Raw genomic sequence first — 15,961 nt, 5'->3', positions numbered from 1 at the left:
GGACCGCGGGGTACGGCCCGGCCCGGCTCGGGCGTGCCCGAGCCGCCGTCGACGGGTCAGCCGTGGAACACGGTCTGGGAGCGCCGCTCGTACCAGGCGGTCAGGTGTTCGCCGGCGCTGATGACGTGTTCGCGCATGGCCTCCTGCGCCCGGTCCTCGTCCCGGTCGGTCAACGCGGCCACCACGGCGTCGTGCTGACGGACGTTCAGCTGACGATGGCGTTCGTCACCGGCCAGCGCCAGCGAGGACACGTTGCGCGGGAAGCTCTCGTTGATCCGGTCGATCATCCGGCTCAGCCAGGGGTTGTCCGCAGCCTGGCAGACCACGGTGTGGAAGCAGTCGTTGGCCTGGGTGGTGTCCGGCGCGCCCGCGGCGGCAGCGGCACCCGTCGCCGCCGCGCGCAGCACGTCGTTGTGGCGGCGCAGCTCGGCGAGCTGGCTGTCGGTGATCCGGGCGGCCGCGCGCCGGGCGGCCAGGGCCTCCAGCTCCGCGCGCACCTCGTAGGCCTGCCGCACCTCCCACGGCGCGGGCACCCGCACGACCGCCCCGCGGTGCGGCTGCATCTCGATCAGCCCGCCGTTCTGCAGCTGGCGCAGCGCCTCGCGCACCGGAGTGCGGCTGACCCCGAACTCGGCGGCCAGCGCGGCCTGGCGCAGCGGTTTCCCGATCGGGAGCTCCCCGTCCATGATCCGCGCGCGGATACGGGCAGCGATGTCGTCGACGAGGGCGCCTTCGTCGGTCTGGGGCGTCATCGGAGTGGGTCTCACCCTTCTCGGGGGCTGACGGGAGCCGCGCGGTGGTGCAGCAGTCTGTCACGCCGCCGCCGTCCACTGTTCATCGACATTGGATCCATTTACAGACTATCCGCATCCAATAGGAGCGTGTCATGCACCTCGATGTGACCAAGGCCATCGACGTCTCCGTGCCGATCCACCCCGGCATGCTGCACTGGGGCAGGCGGCCCGAGATGGAGGTCGTCGAGTCGCGGACGGCGGGCGATCCGTCCAACGTCAGCCGCTGGCGCATCGGCGCCCACACCGGAACGCACATCGACGCCCCGGCCCACTTCGTCGACGGCGGCAGGACCGTGGACCGGCTGGACCTGTCCGCGCTCAACGGAACGGCCCGGGTCCTCGACCTCACCCATGTGAAGGAGCAGATCACCGCCGCCGACCTCGACGCGGCGGGGCTCGGCACCGAGGAGCGGGTGCTGCTGCGCACCAGCAACTCGGCGGGTGTGCTGCGCAGTCCGTGGAAGGCCCGGCAGTGGGTCGGCCTGGCCCCGGACGGCGCCGAGCGGCTGATCGAGGCGGGGGTGCGCACGGCGGGCATCGACTACCTCAGCATCGAGGCGGTCGCCTACACCACGCACTGGGAGACGCACCAACTGCTGTGCGGTGCCGACGTGCTGATCCTGGAGGTGGTCGATCTGCTGCACGCTCCCGCCGGGGTCTACGACATGCTGTCGCTGCCCGTGCCCCTGCAGGGCGCCGAGGCGGCCCCCGCACGCACCCTGCTGCTCCCCCGGGACGCCGCGTGACCCCGGCCGGCGGCGAACTGGCCCTGGCCGCCCCGCACCCCGCGGCGCTCGACGCGGCCCGGCGGGCGGCCGGGCGCGGCGGCAACGCCGTGGACGCGGCGCTGGCCGCCGCGGCCGCGCTGACCGTCGTCTACCCGCACCAGTGCTCCCTCGGCGGCGACCTGATCGCCCTGGTCCACGCCCCGGACGGCACCGTGCGCGCACTGCTGTCCGTCGGGGCGGCCGCGGCGGGCACCGACGTCGAGGCGCTGCGCGCGGCGGACTCCCGGATGCCGGGCCAGGGTCCTCGGACCGTCACCGTGCCGGGCGCGGTGGCGGGCTGGGCGGCGCTCGCCGAGGCGTACGGCACGCCGGGCTCGCTCGCCGCCGCGCTGCGGGACGCCGCCAGGCTCGCCCGTTCGGGGGCGACGGTCTCGGCCGGGCTGGCGCGCGCGGTCCGCGACAACGAGGCGCGGATCAAGGCCGATCCGGGCCTGTCCGCGCTGCTGACCGGTCCGGACGGACGTGCGGTGGCGGAGGGCGACCCGCTGCCCCAGCCCCGGCTGGCGACGGTGCTGGACGGACTCGCCGACGACCCGTGGTCGTTCTACCGGGGCGCCGTGGCCGAGGCGCTCGCCGCCGGACTCCGCGACCTCGGCAGCCCGCTCACCACCGCCGACCTGGCGGCGCACCGGGCGGAGTTCACGGAGCCGGTGGTCGTCGAGCCGGTGGGCGCCGTACCGGCGGATGGCGGGCCTTCGGATGCGAGGCCGGCGGGCGTCCGGGCGGCAGAGGTCCGCTGGTGGGCCGCGCCCCCGCCCAGTCAAGGTGTCGTGCTGCCCGCCCTGCTGTCCGTGGCGGCCGCCGGCCCCGGGACCTCGGCGGCCGAGCACACCCGGCTGCTGGCCGCCCGCTGCCAGGACGCCTCCGCCGCCCGGGACCGGCTGCTCGGCGACCCGCGCGGCCGGCAGCTGGACCTCGACGGGCTGCTCGACCCGGCGCCGCTGGCCGGAACGCTCCCGCCACGACCGCCGTTCCGGCCGTCCGGTGACACGGTCGCGGTGACCGCCGTGGACTCCACCGGACTCGCGGTCTCGCTCATCCAGAGCGTCTACCAGACCTTCGGCTCCGGGCTCTGCGACCCGGGCACCGGGATCGTGCTGCACAACCGCGGCTCGGCGTTCAGCCTGCTCCCCGGGCACCCCGGCCTGCTGCGCCCGGGTGCGCGCCCGCCGCACACGCTGTGCCCGGTGATCGGCCGCTCGCCCGCGCTGCTGCTGGCGGCGGGCTGCCAGGGCGGCCGGGCCCAGCCGCAGATCCTCGCCCAGACCCTGCCCGGGCTCGCGGACCCGGACGCCGACCCGGCGGCCGTACTGGCGGAGCCCCGCTGGGTGATCGGCGCCAGGGACATCGGCTTCGAGGACCAGACCCTGCTCGCCGAACCCGGCTCGGTCCCGGCGGCGACGCCCGCCGCGTCGCCGGGACTTCCCGTGGTCACCGCACCCGGTCCGAGCGATCTGGCCGGCCATGTCCAGGTGGCCCGGCTCCGCCACGACGGCCGCCTGGACGCCGCCTCCGACCCCCGAGCCGACGGCGGCACGGTCCGCCTGGATCCCGGCAGCCCCGGCACCCCCGACGTCACTCGCGCCACCGGCACCACCCGCACCACCGGCACCACCCCGGAAGGAACCCCCGCATGAGCACCCTCGCGCCCCGTCCCGCGCCCGCCGCCGCGCCGCACCCGCTGGATCCCCTGACCGTCGCCGAATTGGCCGCCGCCGTGCAGGCGTTGAAGGAAGACGCCCGGGTGACCGAGGACGCCCGGTTCTGGGGCGTCGCCCTGGACGAGCACCACGCGCGCACCGCCCGGCCCGGCGACGCCCGGCGAGCGCGCGCGGTGGTGATCTGCCCCTCGGCGCACGCCGGCTACGAGGTCGACCTGGAGCTGGGCGAGAAGCCGCACGCCACGGCCTGGCGCGAGCTGGACGTACGCAGCCCCGGCTGTTCGTCGGAGGAGGCCCGGCAGGCGGCCGCCGCCTGCCGGGCGGACGCACGGTTCCGGGAGGCGCTCGCGCTGCGCGGCATCCACGACGTGTCGCTGGTGATGGTCGACCCGGAGTCGATCGGCGGCTTCGAACCGCCCGAGTACCCGGGCCGCAGGCTGACCTGGGGCAGCGTGTGGCACCGCGAGTCCGAGGACGACAACGGCTACGCGCGGCCCGTGCAGGGCGTGGTGCCGATCATCGACATGGAGTCGATGGAGGTACTGCACATCGAGGACCACGGGGTGGTGCCGCTGTCGGCGGAGTCCGGGGTGTTCGCCGCCGGGACCGTGCCCGAGCGGGCCGGCCTGAGGCCGCTGGAGGTGGTCCAGCCCGAGGGGCCGAGCTTCACCGTGACCGGGCAGCGGGTGGACTGGCAGGGCTGGTCGGTGCGGGTCGGCTTCAGTCACCGCGAGGGCCTGGTGCTGCACGACCTGAGCTTCGACGCGGGCGGCCGGGGGCGGCGTCAGGTGATCCGCCGGGCCTCGGTCAACGAGATGTACGTGCCGTACTTCGACACCGCCTCCACCCAGTACCGCAAGAACTTCTTCGACTGGGGCGAGTACGGCGCCGGGCCGCTCACCAACTCCCTCGCCCTGGGCTGCGACTGCCTCGGCGTCATCCACTACTTCGACGCGGCGGTCCTCGGCGGCGACGGCGTGCCCCGGGTCGTCCCCAACGCGGTCTGCATGCACGAGGAGGACGACGGGATCCTCTGGAAGCACCACGACGGGCGCACCGGCCGCACCGAGGTGCGCCGCTCCCGCCGCCTGATCATCTCGGCGTTCGCCACGGTCGCCAACTATGACTACGGCTTCTACTGGTCCCTGTACCAGGACGGCTCGGTCATGCTGGAGATCAAGATGACCGGCATCCTCTCCGCGACCGGTGTCACGGCGGACGAGGACACACCGTACGCCCGGCGGGTCGCGCCCAACGTGGCGGTCACCAACCACCAGCACTTCTTCGCCGTACGGCTGGACATGGCGGTGGACGGGACGGCCAACCGGCTGGTCGAGGTGACCGCCGAGCACGAGAGCGACCCGGCGCTCGACCCGTACGGCAACGCGGCGCGGACCGTGCTGCGGCCGGTGCTCAGCGAGGCGGAGGGCGGGCGGTGCACGGACGCCTCGCGGGCCCTGCACTGGCGGGTGGAGAGCACCGAGGCGCGCAACCGGATGGGCGAGCCGACCGCGTACCGGGTGCACGTGGAGAACACGGCGGTGCTGCCGGTGCGTCCGGACAGCGTGTGCGCGCGGCGGGCGCCGTTCGTGGCGAAGCAGCTGTGGGCGACGGAGTACGACCCGGCGCGGCGGTTCGTGGCCGGCGAGTACCCCAACCAGGCCGAACCGGGCGCGGACGGGGTGCACCGCTGGCAGCAGGAGGACCGTTCGCTGGACGGCACGGAGCTGGTGCTGTGGGCGACGGTCGGCTCGCACCATTTCCCGCGTCCCGAGGAGTGGCCGGTGATGCCGGTGGCGCGGGCGCGGCTGCGGCTCGAACCGGACGGGTTCTTCGACCGCAATCCCGCCCTCGACGTCCCGGCTCCGGCCGTCTGCCACCCGCCGGCCACCGCGGCGGACGCGGACGGCGGGCACTGCTGCACCGGATGACCACCGCCGACGGGCCGGTCGCGGCACACCGCCGGCCCGCTGCTTCCCCGGCCCGGGCACACCGGTTGCCCGGCGCGCCCGTGGACGTGGCGCGTCGGTCGCCGGGCGCGGCCCCGGTGCACCGGTCGCTCACCGCGCTCGCGGTCCTCGTCGTGACGGGCGCCGCCCTGCTCACCGCCCGCGCCTCCCCGGCAGACGGCGGGCACGCGGGGCACGCGGCGGCGGGCACCGGGTACGGCCCGTCGGATCCGACGGCCGCCGTGGGCCTCGTGGGTGCGGTGCTCGCGGTCACGCTGGCCGTGTCGTGGCCCGCGCTCCGGGCCGTCCTGGTGCCCGGCGCGCGGCGGCTGACCGGACGGTGCGTGCTCACCGCCGCGGCGGCCGCGGTCGTGCTCGCCGTCCCGTTGCTGCTGGTACGGGCACCGGGCGGGGCGGACGCGCACGTGTGGGCGATGGTCCGCTTCGAGTCGCTGGCGGTGCTGGGGCCGGCGCTGCTGGCGCACGCCGCCGGAGCGATTGGGCCGCCGTCCTCGCGGGAGCGCGCCGGGGCCCCGCTGGGGGCGGTGGTCTGGACGGTGTCGGCGTACGCCTGGCACCTGCCGCCCCTGCACGGGCTCGACGGGCCGGGGATCGAGCTCGCACGGTCGTTCTCGTGGGTGACGGCGGGCGTGCTGCTCTGCCGTCACCCGGTGGCCCTGCGCGGGCCGTTCCTCGTCGCGCACCTGGCCGTGCTGCCGCTGGACGTGCTGATGGCGGCGGACGGACGGGGCGCGGCGGGCCTGCTGATGGCGGCCGCCGACGCGGTCATGGCAGCGGCGTGCGTGCTCGACGCCCGGCGCCGGAAGGGCTGTTACACCTACGTAAATATTGGATCCAATTATCTATTCAATGGATCCTTCCATCGCTACGGTCCCGGTGACCGGGACAGAGAGGCGTCAGATGCGTGAGGAAGAGAACGTGCGGCTCACCAGGACCGGCCCGGGTACGCCCGCCGGAAGCTGGATGCGCCGCTACTGGCAGCCCGTCGCCCTGAGCGAGGAACTCGACGGCGTACGGCCCCTGGTGGCCCCCAGGGTGCTGGGGCAGGACCTCGTCCTGTTCCGGGACGGGGACGGCGAGCCAGGCCTGGTCGACCGGGGCTGTCCGCATCGGGGAGCCGATCTGGCGCTGGGCCGGCTGGAGGACGGCGGGCTGCGCTGCTGCTTCCACGGCTGGCTCTTCGGCCGGGACGGCACCTGCCTGGACACCCCCGCCGAACCGGCCGGCGGCGGCCTCGCCGCCCGGGTCCGGCTCGGCAGCTACCCGGTGCGCGAGATCAACGGCGTGGTCTGGGGCTACCTCGGCCCCGGCGAGCCGCCCGAACTGCCCGCGCTGGACTGCTTCGAGGCCCCCGCCGGGCACACCTTCGCCTGGAAGGGCCTGCTGGAGTGCAACTGGCTCCAGGCGCTGGAGGTCGGCATCGACCCGGCGCACGCCTCGTACCTGCACCGCTTCTTCCAGGACGAGGACCCCTCGGAGAGCTACGGCAAGCAGTTCCGGGCCGCGTCCCGGGGCACCGGCCTGCCGATGACGAAGATCCTGCGGGAGTACGGCCGCCCCGACATCGACGCCGTCCGCACCCCGTACGGCATCCGGATCACGGCGCTGCGCACGCTGGACGGCACCGACACCGAGGGACGCCCGATGGACGGCAGCCGCACCCATGTCCGGGTCACCCACCAGGTGTTCCCGCACGGCTTCCACATCCCGCTGGACGCGGAGACCGCGATCACCCAGTGGCATGTGCCGATCGATGACACCTCCTGCTACTGGTACGCCCAGTTCACCAGCGTCGGCGGGCCCGTCGACCGGGCGGAGATGCGCCGGCAGCGGGTCGGCGCGGTCACCCTGCCCGACTACCGCCCGCGCTACGGCCGTTCCAACGGGTACGGCTACGACCCCGCCGAGCAGCTGACCACGACGTACACCGGGCTCGGCACCGACATCAACGTGCACGACCAGTGGGCGGTGGAGGGCCAGGGCGCGGTCCAGGACCGCACCCGCGAGCACCTGGGCCGCTCCGACAAGGCGATCGTGATGTACCGGCGCATGCTGGGCGAGGCGATATCCGCGGTCGAGCGCGGCGAGGACCCGCCGCTGGTGCTGCCCGCGGACCGTGCGGCCGAGCTGCGCGGTCCGGTCACGCTCGACGGCGTCGGGCCCACCGAGGGCTGGGCCGAGCACTGGGCCGCCGTGACCGCGAAGCAGCGGGCCGAGAGCGGCTGGGCGCAGGCGGCCGGAACGGACGGCTGAGCGCGGTGGACTTCGTCGAACGTCACGCGGGGTGGACGGCCGGGCAGGCGGCCGCCGCCGAGGAGATCCGCGACCGTGCCGCGGGCGGCGGGCTGAAGGTGGTGCGGCTGGTCTTCGCCGACCAGCACGGGCTGCTGCGCGGCAAGACCGTCACCGCCTCCGAGGTGCCGGCCGTGCTGCGCGAGGGCACCGGCATCGCCTCGTCCCTGCTGGCCAAGGACACCTCGGGCCGTACCGTGTTCCCGCTGTTCACCCGGGAGACCCCGCTCGGGCTGCCCGAACTGCGCGGCGCCGCCGACATGGTGATGGTGCCCGACCCGCTGACCTTCCGGATGCTGCCGTGGTCGCCGGGCACCGGCTGGCTGCTGTGCGACCTGCGGTTCGCCTCCGGCGCCCCGGTGCCGCTGTGCACGCGCGGGCTGCTGCGCTCGGTGCTGGCGCAGGCGGACGGGCTCACCTACCGCACGGGCCTGGAGGTGGAGTTCCACCTGTTCCGGCTGGACGACCCGAGACTGGGCGCGGCCGACCTGGGCCAGCCGGGCGCGGCGCCCGAGGTGGGCATGCTCAACCACGGCTACCAGTACCTGAGCGAGCTGCGCTACGACGAACTCGACCCGATGCTCGACGTGTTGCGCGGCACCCTCGAAGAACTGGGGCTGCCGCTGCGCACCCTGGAGGTCGAGTTCGGGCCGAGCCAGGTCGAGCTGACCCTGCGGCCCGCCGACGGGCTGGGCACGGCGGACGCGATGGTGCTGCTGCGCAGCGCCGTCAAGCAGGTCGCCGCCCGGCACGGCCACCACGCGACGTTCATGTGCCGACCCCAGCTGCCCGGGGTGTTCTCCAGCGGCTGGCACCTGCACCAGAGCATGGTGCGCGGCGACGCGGGCGTCTTCGCCCCGGAGCCCGGGGCCGGCGGCAGCAGCGGGACCGGGCCGGGGCTGTCGCCGTACGGCAGCGCCTTCCTGGGCGGCCTGCTGCGCCACGCGCGGGCCACCAGCGCGCTGTCGACGCCCACCCTCAACGGCTTCAAGCGGTTCAGGTCGCTGTCGCTGGCACCGGACCGGGCGGTGTGGGGGCGGGACAACCGGGGCGCGATGGTGCGGGTCCTGGGCGACGGTCCGTCGTCCACCCGGCTGGAGAACCGCATCGGGGAACCGGCCGCCAACCCCTATCTGTACCTCGCCTCCCAGCTGGCGGCCGGTCTGGACGGAGTGGCGCGCGGTCTGGACCCGGGCCCGGCCGCCGACGAGCCGTACGCGACCCGGGCGGAGCCGCTGCCGCGCTCCCTGGGCGAGGCGCTCGACGCGCTGACGGCCGACCGGGAGCTGACCGAGCGGCTGGGCAAGGACTTCGTGGCCTACTACACGAGCGTCAAGCGGGCCGAGATCGCCCGCTTCGACCAGGAGGTCACCGACTGGGAACAACGGGAGTACTTCCGTGTCTTCTGACCCGCGCGCACCGGCCTCCGCACGCCTTCTGGTCCGCCAGGCCCGCTGGATCGCCGAGGAGGTCGTCGAGCTGCGGCTGGCCCGGCGGGACGGCCTGCCGCTGCCTCCGTGGGAGCCCGGCGCCCATGTGGAGCTGACCCTGCCGTCGGGTCTGCGCCGCGCCTACTCGCTGTGCGGGGATCCGCGGGAGCGCACCGCCTGGACGGTCGCCGTGCAGCGTGCGCCGGACAGCCGGGGCGGCTCCCGGGAGCTCCACGAAACGGCGCTCGTGGGCCGGGAGCTGACGGTGGACGGCCCGGTCAACCGGTTCCCGCTGCTGCCCGCCCCCGGGTATCTCCTGCTGGCCGGCGGCATCGGCGTCACCCCGCTGCTGCCCATGGCCCGTGCGCTGGCCCTCGCCGGTCTGCCGTGGCGTCTCGTGCTGGGCGCCCGGGACCGCTCCCGTCTCGTCTACGCCGAGGAGCTGGCCGCGCTCGGCGGCAGCCGGGTCCGGCTGGTCCCCCGGGACGAGGCGGGCCTGCCCGACCTCGCCGCGGAACTCGCCGCCGCCCCGCCCGGCCACGCCGTGTACGCGTGCGGCCCCGCGGCGATGCTGGACGCGGTGTCCGAGCTGTGCCGCACCGCGGTTCCGGCACGTCCGCTGCATGTCGAGCGGTTCGGGCCGGCCGTGGAAGCGGAGGAGGGGAGGGAGCGTGGCGGGTTCGAGGTGGTGCTGCGCCGGTCGGGGCTGCGGCTCGCGGTGCCGGCGGACCGGTCGGTGCTGGAGGTCGTACGGGACCGTGTGCCGGACGTGCCCTACTCCTGCGAAGAAGGCTACTGCGGCAGCTGCGAGACGCCGGTGCTGGCCGGCACCCCGGACCACCGCGACTCGGTGATCGGGCCGCAGGAGCGGGCGACGGCCACGACGATGATGATCTGCGTCAGCCGCGCCGCCTCGACGGTCCTCGAACTGGACCTCTGACACCCCGGCTGAAACCCCCGCTGAAACCCCGACAACGGACGGTGCACGATGAACCGACGCGGCGTACGGCGCGTCCTGCCCCTTCTCCTCGGCTGGGAGGACCTGCCCAGATCGGTGTCGGTGCACGGCGCACCGCGCGGGGAACGGGTGCGTGAGCCCGTACCGGGGGTCCTGCTGGACACCGCGAACGGGTGGCTGCTGCTGGACACCGGCTTCAACACGGCCCTGCTGCGCGACCCCGCGCTGCGCCGGCGCTACTACCCCTCGCCCTCCTACCAGCCGGAACTCCCCGGCCCCGGGGAGCCCCTGCCGGCGGCGCTGGCCGCCGTCGGCGTCGCGCTGGAGGAGATCACGGCCGTCGCCGTCAGTCACCTGCACGCCGACCACGCCGGCGGCCTGAAGCACTTCGCGGGCCGGGTGCCCGTGCACATCCAGCGCGCCGAGCTGGAGTTCGGCCTGTCGGGACGGCCGGAGGTGGAGCGCGAGACGATCTTCCGGGTGGACTTCGACGACACCCGCATCGACTGGCGGCTCGCCGACGGCGACCGGGAGATCGCGCCGGGCGTCACGGCCGTCCTGACCGCCGGTCACACCCCCGGCCACCAGAGCTTCGTGGTGGACCTCGCCGACGGCGGAGGGTACGTGTTCACCTGCGACGCTGCCGACCTGACCGAGAACATCGCCGAGGAACGCCCTGCCGGAACGTCGATCGGCGTACCGCCGGAGGCGACCCTCGGGCCGATCCGGCACCTCAGGCGACTGGCGGCGGACAAGGGCTACGAGCTGGTTCCGGGGCACGATCCGGTCGTCTGGCCGGAGCTGATCCGGCGCCTGACGGGCGGCCCGCTCTGACCGGCGCGGGGCCGGTCAACCCCCCTTCCCGCGACCGCCCGTTGATCGTTGTACCGTTCCCCGCGTGTCTGACTCCTCACGCGAGACCGCAGAAGGCGCCGGCTGGGGCGAGGCCGAGCGCGGCGCCTACCGCCGGCTGATGCCGGACCATGTCGAGAGGCTGTTCTGGTTCAACCCGAAAACCATGTGGGCCGCCCGCAACGGGGTGCTGGCGTCCTGGTTCGGCGACCCGACCGGCCGTACCCGCAGCCGCTGGGTGGCGCAGCAGGCGGCCGCCGGGGCACCCGCCGACAAGGTGATCCGGCGTCCTGAGGCGGACCGGTTCTCGTTCATGGTGATCGGCGACACCGGCGAGGGCGACGACTCCCAGTACGCCGTCGTGCCCGGGTTCCTGAAGGCGGGTCAGGACACCGACTTCGCGGTGATCGCGAGCGACGTGATCTATCCGGTCGGCACCGCCGACGACTACGGCACCAAGTTCTTCCGCCCGTACCGGGACTATCCGGCGCCGATCTACGCGATACCCGGCAACCACGACTGGTACGAGGACCTCGGCGCGTTCATGCGCGTCTTCTGCGACGACGCCCCTGCGCTCCCGGCCGAACCGGGGCCGCGTCCGCTCACCCGCGCCTGGTGGCGCGCCCTGCTGTGGCACCGGCCCCGCCCTGCGGACGAGCGACTCCTCGCGCAGGCCCGGAAGTTGCGGCCGAGTCAGGGGCAGACGGCCGTGCAGCCCGGGCCGTACTGGGCCATCGACGCCGGGCCGGTCCGGATCGTCGGCATCGACACCGGCCTGCTCGGCACGATCGACGCCGAACAGGGCGCCTGGCTGCGGGAGGTGTCCCGGGGGCCGCGTCCGAAGATCCTCGTCACCGGCTCCCCGCTGTACGTGGACGGGGAGCACCACCCGTGTGCGATCGAGGGCGGCGGCACGGTCGACGACATCGTCCGCGACCCGGCCCACCACTACGTGGCGGCGATCGGCGGCGACATCCACAACTACCAGCGCTACCCCGTCGACGTGGCCGGGCGCACCATCCAGTACGTGGTCGCGGGCGGTGGCGGTGCCTTCATGCACGCCACCCACACCATCCCCCCGGTGTCGATCGCGAACGTCACCGAGGACGACTTCCGCTGCTACCCGCTGCGCGGCGACTCCCTCGCCTTCTACAGCCGGCTGTACGGCCGCCGGCTGCGGCTGCGCCGCCTCTTCACCCTCACCGAGGCGGAGGCGACGGCCGTGATCGCCGAGCGCCTCGGCATCCGGCCCGGCCGCACGCCCGCCCCGGACACCCGGGTCACCCGCCGCACCCGCCTGGTCGCGACGCTGCTGGGCGCCGGCAGCCGCCCGGACCGCGGCCCGCGCTTCCGGCTGCCGGTGAAGAAGATCTACACCCAGCTGTTCTCCCCCGGCTCCGCCACCTACACCCCGCCCTTCTTCAAGTGCTTCCTGCGCCTGGACGTCAGCCCGGAGGCGGTGCGGCTGCGCTGCTTCGCCGCCACCGGCAACCGCCCGCAGGAGCTGGACCCGCCGGTCGAGGACGAGGTCGCCATCCCCCTGACCTGATCCGCGGCTGATCACACTCCCGCAATGTTCGGGTGTCACAATCAGGGCAGAACTGACGTACGACCGCTGGAGGACCCGTGCCGTCCACCCCCCGCCCCCTGCGCAGACTGGGCTTCCTCACCATCGGCCTGTTCGACGGCGCGGATCCGGGCCGGGGGCACGAGTCCACGCTGGAGATCATCGAGCTGGGCGAGCGGCTGGGCTTCGACAGCGCATGGGTGCGCCACCGGCACCTCCAGTACGGCATATCGTCCCCGGTCGCCGTCCTCGCGGCGGCCTCGCAGCGCACCAGCCGGATCGAGCTCGGCACCGCGGTGATCCCGCTGGGCTGGGAGAACCCGCTGCGGCTCGCCGAGGACCTGGCGACCGTCGACCTGCTGTCCGGCGGCCGCCTCAACCCCGGGGTGAGCGTGGGCCCGCCCATGCACTACGAGCAGGTCAAGGAGGCCCTCTACCCGGACACCGCCGATGCCGAGGACTTCAGCTACGAGCGGGTGCGGCGGCTCCTGGACTTCGTCCGGGGCAAGGCGGCCACCGACTTCAGCGGGGTGGAGGGCTTCGAGGTGTTCTCCGACGTCGTCCAGCCGCACTCCGCCGGGCTCGGGCAGCGGCTCTGGTACGGCGGCGGCAGCCTCGGCTCGGCGCGCTGGGCGGGCGAGCACGGCATGAACTTCCTGACCAGCAGTGTCGTCAGGGCCACGGAGCCGGACGGGCCGTACGACTTTGCGGAGATCCAGCTCTCGCACATCCGCGAGTTCCGCGCCCATCACCCGGACGGCGAGGCGGCCCGGGTCTCCCAGGGGCTGGTGGTCATCCCCACCGACTCCGCCACGCCGGAGCAGCGCGCCAGGTACGAGGCGTACGCCGCCAAGCGGCTGCCCCGCACCACGGCTCCGCAGGGTCCCGGGCGGCTGCTCTTCGCGCCGGACATCGTGGGCACCTCGGCGGAGATCGCCGAGCGGTTGCACGCGCACGCCGCCTTCCGCGAGGTGGACGAGGTCGCGTTCGCCCTGCCGTTCACGTTCGAGCACGAGGACTACGTCCAGATCCTCACGGACATGGCGACCCACCTGGGCCCGGCGCTCGGCCGCCCCGCGGCCACCGCCTGAGTCACCAGCGGCGCGCCTGCGTGCCGGTCACCGGCTCCGACGGCCTGCCGTCCACCCCGACCGGCACCTCGCCGTGCAGCATCACCCGGTGCATGACGCGCGGGAAGCCCAGGTGGGCGTTGTCGCTCGGCGCGAGGTGGATGGTGGCCCGGTTGTCCCAGAAGGCGACGCTGCCGGGCTCCCAGCGGAAGCGGACCGTGTACTCGGGCCGTACCGCCTGTTCGAGGAGCATCTCCAGCAGAGCGGCGCTCTCCGGGCGGGAGACGCCGGCGATCTGCTCGACGTAGTACCCGTTGACGTACAGCACCCGCTCCCCGCTCTCCGGGTGGACGCGCACCAGCGGGTGCACCGAGGCGACCTGATGGTCCAGAAGGTGGCGCAGGTAGGAGTCGTCCCCGGGGCGGGGCTGGTAGCCGACGCCCAAGCGGTGCTCGGCGCGCAGGCCGTCGACGAAGGCGCGCACCGGCGCGGAGAGCCCGGCGTAGGCGGCGGCCAGGTTGGCCCAGGTGGTGTCGCCGCCGTAGGCCGGGACGGTCTCGGCGCGCAGAATGGTCGCGGCGGGCGGGTCGATGCGGGCGCCGTGGTCGCAGTGCCAGCCGCGCAGCAGGGTGTGCCGGCGCCGCTGGAGCCACTCCTCGTGCTCCATCCCGAACCGGCCGCCGAGTTCCAGCCGGTCGGCGGTGGTCTCCACCTCGGGGAAGCCGGCCGGTGAGGCGCTGCCGCGCCGGCCGAGCACGACCGGTTCGCCGAAGCGACGGGCGAAGGCGACATGCCCGGCATGGTCGAGCCGCTGGTCCCGGAAGAAGACGACCTTCCAGCGCAGCACGGCCTCCCGGATCAGGGCGACCACGGCGTCGTCGAGTTCGCCGGTGAGGTCGACGCCGGTGATCTCGGCCCCGATGTGCCCGGCGACGGGTCTCACCCCGGCTCCGGCGGCGCCCTGTGCCCGTCCTGCCGTACCCCGGTCGGTCGTCATGCGTACTCCGCGTGGTCGTCGGTACCCGTCCAGGGAAGATCGTGACAGCCCGGCGTGCGACGCGGAAGGGAACACCCGGGCCGGGTTGATCATCGCCCGCCCGGTCCGCGAGGCTGGGGATACGACACAGTCGAGGGAAGGTCACATCGTGGTCAGTGTTCCGGCGTACCCGCTCAACGACGGCACGACGGTCCCCGTCACCGGTCTGGGCACCTGGCCGATGGACGACGCGCAGGCCGAGCAGGCCGTCCGGCAGGGCCTCGGGCTGGGTTACCGGCTCGTGGACACCGCGGTGAACTACCGCAACGAGCCCGGGGTCGGGCGGGGTCTCGCGAGCAGCGGGGTTCCCCGCGAGGAGGTGGTGGTGACGACGAAGCTGCCGGGCCGCCACCACGGCTACGAGGAGACCCTCGCCTCCTTCGAGGAGTCCCGGCAGCGGCTGGGTCTGGAGTACGTGGACCTGTACCTGATCCACTGGCCCAACCCCCGGGTCGACCGGTACGTCGACTCGTGGCGGGCGATGATCAGGCTGCGCGAGGACGGTCTGGTGCGCTCGATCGGCGTGTCGAACTTCACCGAGGAGCACCTCACCCGGCTGGAGAAGGAGACCGGGGTGCTGCCCGCGGTGAACCAGGTGGAACTGCACCCGCTGTTCCCGCAGGACGGGCTGCGGGCCTTCCACGCCGGGAAGGGCATCGTCACCGAGAGCTGGAGCCCGCTCGGCCGGGACGTCCGGCTCCTGGAGGATCCGGCGGTCGTCGCCGTCGCGGCGGCGCACGGGGTGACGCCCGCCCAGGCGGTGCTGCGCTGGCACGTCCAGCTGGGTGCCCTGCCCATTCCGAAGTCGGCGGACGCCGAACGGCAGCGCGCCAACCTGGACCTGTTCGGCTTCGAACTGGACGCCGCCCAGATGGCGGCCGTCTCCGGGCGGCCCCACCGGCGACTCGGCGGCGACCCGGCCGGCCACGAGGAGTTCTGAGCCGGCGTTCGGGGCCCGTTCGGGCGGGGCCCGGCCGGATGTGCGGCAACGCCCCCCCGCGCGTAGCCGGATCGAGCCGTTCCTGCCCCGGCCGGCCCTGCGGGGGCCTATGTTCGCGGAGGTACTCGATCTTCGGTTCAGGAGGCCCCCACACATGCGTACCGCGCTCCGTACCGCCATGGCCGGGGCGGTGGCCGCCGGCACTCTGCTGACCTGCGGCACCGCCCATGCCACCCCCGCCGGTCCGGGTGTGACCGGCAGGGTGATCAGCCAGACCACCGTCGGGGACACGGACTACGTCCTGCGGGAGATCACCGTCCCGCCCGGCCAGACGACCGGCTGGCACTACCACGACGGCCCGGTCTACGGGTACGTCCAGAAGGGCACGTTGAGCCACTTCCACTCGGACTGCAAGGAGGACGGCGTCTACCGGCGGGGCGGCACGGTGTACGAGTCGGGTGGGCCGGGCGACGTGCACCTGGGCGCCAACCTCGGCGACACCGACCTGGTCCTGGACGTGCTGTACGTCCTGCCGCACGGCTCGCCGTTCGCGGAGTCGGTGCCGAACCCGGGCTGCGACTTCGAGTAGAGCCGAGCGGCCCG

The 15,961-nt window shown here is 74.2% G+C and carries 14 protein-coding genes; 12 read left to right on the top strand and 2 right to left on the bottom strand.

Translation table 11 applies throughout. From position 1 onward, the window contains the following. Positions 1–56 precede the first annotated feature (56 nt). Positions 57–752, bottom strand: a complete 696-nt coding sequence (locus ACFZB3_RS34135; RefSeq protein WP_391382362.1) for an FCD domain-containing protein — start codon at positions 750–752, stop codon at positions 57–59. Positions 753–886: 134 nt separating this feature from the next. On the opposite strand from ACFZB3_RS34135, the gene ACFZB3_RS34130 reads away from it, so the two are divergent. The 10 genes from ACFZB3_RS34130 to ACFZB3_RS34085 all read left to right on the top strand — a co-directional run bounded on the left by ACFZB3_RS34130 (position 887) and on the right by ACFZB3_RS34085 (position 13,403). Further along, positions 887–1,540 carry a cyclase family protein gene (locus ACFZB3_RS34130; protein WP_391382360.1) on the top strand — a complete coding sequence of 218 codons (654 nt, stop codon included), beginning with the start codon at positions 887–889 and terminating at the stop codon, positions 1,538–1,540. Then, positions 1,537–3,219 carry a gamma-glutamyltransferase gene (locus tag ACFZB3_RS34125; RefSeq protein ID WP_391382359.1) on the top strand — a complete coding sequence of 561 codons (1,683 nt, stop codon included), beginning with the start codon at positions 1,537–1,539 and terminating at the stop codon, positions 3,217–3,219. Before ACFZB3_RS34130 ends, ACFZB3_RS34125 begins: the two co-directional genes overlap by 4 nt. Beyond that, complete coding sequence (locus tag ACFZB3_RS34120) at positions 3,216–5,174, top strand: primary-amine oxidase (RefSeq protein ID WP_391382358.1); 1,959 nt, start codon at positions 3,216–3,218, stop codon at positions 5,172–5,174. The genes ACFZB3_RS34125 and ACFZB3_RS34120 overlap by 4 nt, the downstream gene beginning before the upstream one ends. Continuing rightward, entirely contained in the window at positions 5,171–6,121 is a 951-nt protein-coding gene (locus ACFZB3_RS34115; protein ID WP_391382357.1) for a hypothetical protein, read from the top strand. Before ACFZB3_RS34120 ends, ACFZB3_RS34115 begins: the two co-directional genes overlap by 4 nt. Next, the gene (locus tag ACFZB3_RS34110) at positions 6,114–7,466 is read left to right on the top strand and encodes a Rieske 2Fe-2S domain-containing protein (protein WP_391382356.1); all 1,353 of its coding nucleotides are present in this window, start codon (positions 6,114–6,116) and stop codon (positions 7,464–7,466) included. The genes ACFZB3_RS34115 and ACFZB3_RS34110 overlap by 8 nt, the downstream gene beginning before the upstream one ends. A gap of 5 nt (positions 7,467–7,471) precedes the next feature. Further along, positions 7,472–8,914: a glutamine synthetase family protein gene (locus ACFZB3_RS34105; RefSeq protein ID WP_391382355.1), complete on the top strand. Its 1,443-nt coding sequence runs from the start codon at positions 7,472–7,474 to the stop codon at positions 8,912–8,914. Beyond that, complete coding sequence (locus tag ACFZB3_RS34100; RefSeq protein ID WP_391382354.1) at positions 8,904–9,875, top strand: 2Fe-2S iron-sulfur cluster-binding protein; 972 nt, start codon at positions 8,904–8,906, stop codon at positions 9,873–9,875. Before ACFZB3_RS34105 ends, ACFZB3_RS34100 begins: the two co-directional genes overlap by 11 nt. Before the next feature lie 48 nt (positions 9,876–9,923). Further along, the gene (locus tag ACFZB3_RS34095) at positions 9,924–10,727 is read left to right on the top strand and encodes an MBL fold metallo-hydrolase (RefSeq protein WP_391382352.1); all 804 of its coding nucleotides are present in this window, start codon (positions 9,924–9,926) and stop codon (positions 10,725–10,727) included. 64 nt (positions 10,728–10,791) lie between these two features. After that, positions 10,792–12,294 carry a metallophosphoesterase gene (locus ACFZB3_RS34090; protein WP_391382350.1) on the top strand — a complete coding sequence of 501 codons (1,503 nt, stop codon included), beginning with the start codon at positions 10,792–10,794 and terminating at the stop codon, positions 12,292–12,294. A gap of 77 nt (positions 12,295–12,371) precedes the next feature. Continuing rightward, positions 12,372–13,403, top strand: a complete 1,032-nt coding sequence (locus ACFZB3_RS34085) for an LLM class flavin-dependent oxidoreductase (RefSeq protein WP_391382348.1) — start codon at positions 12,372–12,374, stop codon at positions 13,401–13,403. Between the two features lies 1 nt (position 13,404). Here ACFZB3_RS34085 and ACFZB3_RS34080 read toward each other — a convergent pair whose 3' ends face one another. Next, entirely contained in the window at positions 13,405–14,379 is a 975-nt protein-coding gene (locus ACFZB3_RS34080) for a TauD/TfdA family dioxygenase (protein ID WP_391382346.1), read from the bottom strand. A 148-nt stretch (positions 14,380–14,527) separates the two neighbouring features. Here ACFZB3_RS34080 and ACFZB3_RS34075 point away from each other — a divergent pair, with 148 nt between their 5' ends. Together ACFZB3_RS34075 and ACFZB3_RS34070 are read left to right on the top strand one after the other, a co-directional pair. Next, on the top strand, positions 14,528–15,358 hold the full coding sequence (locus ACFZB3_RS34075) for an aldo/keto reductase (RefSeq protein WP_391382344.1): 831 nt from the start codon (positions 14,528–14,530) through the stop codon (positions 15,356–15,358). Positions 15,359–15,512: 154 nt separating this feature from the next. Beyond that, entirely contained in the window at positions 15,513–15,947 is a 435-nt protein-coding gene (locus ACFZB3_RS34070) for a cupin domain-containing protein (RefSeq protein WP_391382342.1), read from the top strand. Positions 15,948–15,961: the final 14 nt, after the last annotated feature.

It is taken from the genome of Streptomyces sp. NPDC008092, from assembly GCF_042957285.1.
Lineage (GTDB): Bacteria > Actinomycetota > Actinomycetes > Streptomycetales > Streptomycetaceae > Streptomyces.
Note: the sequence above shows the minus strand (reverse complement) of the source record. Positions and strands in the feature narration are given on the sequence as shown.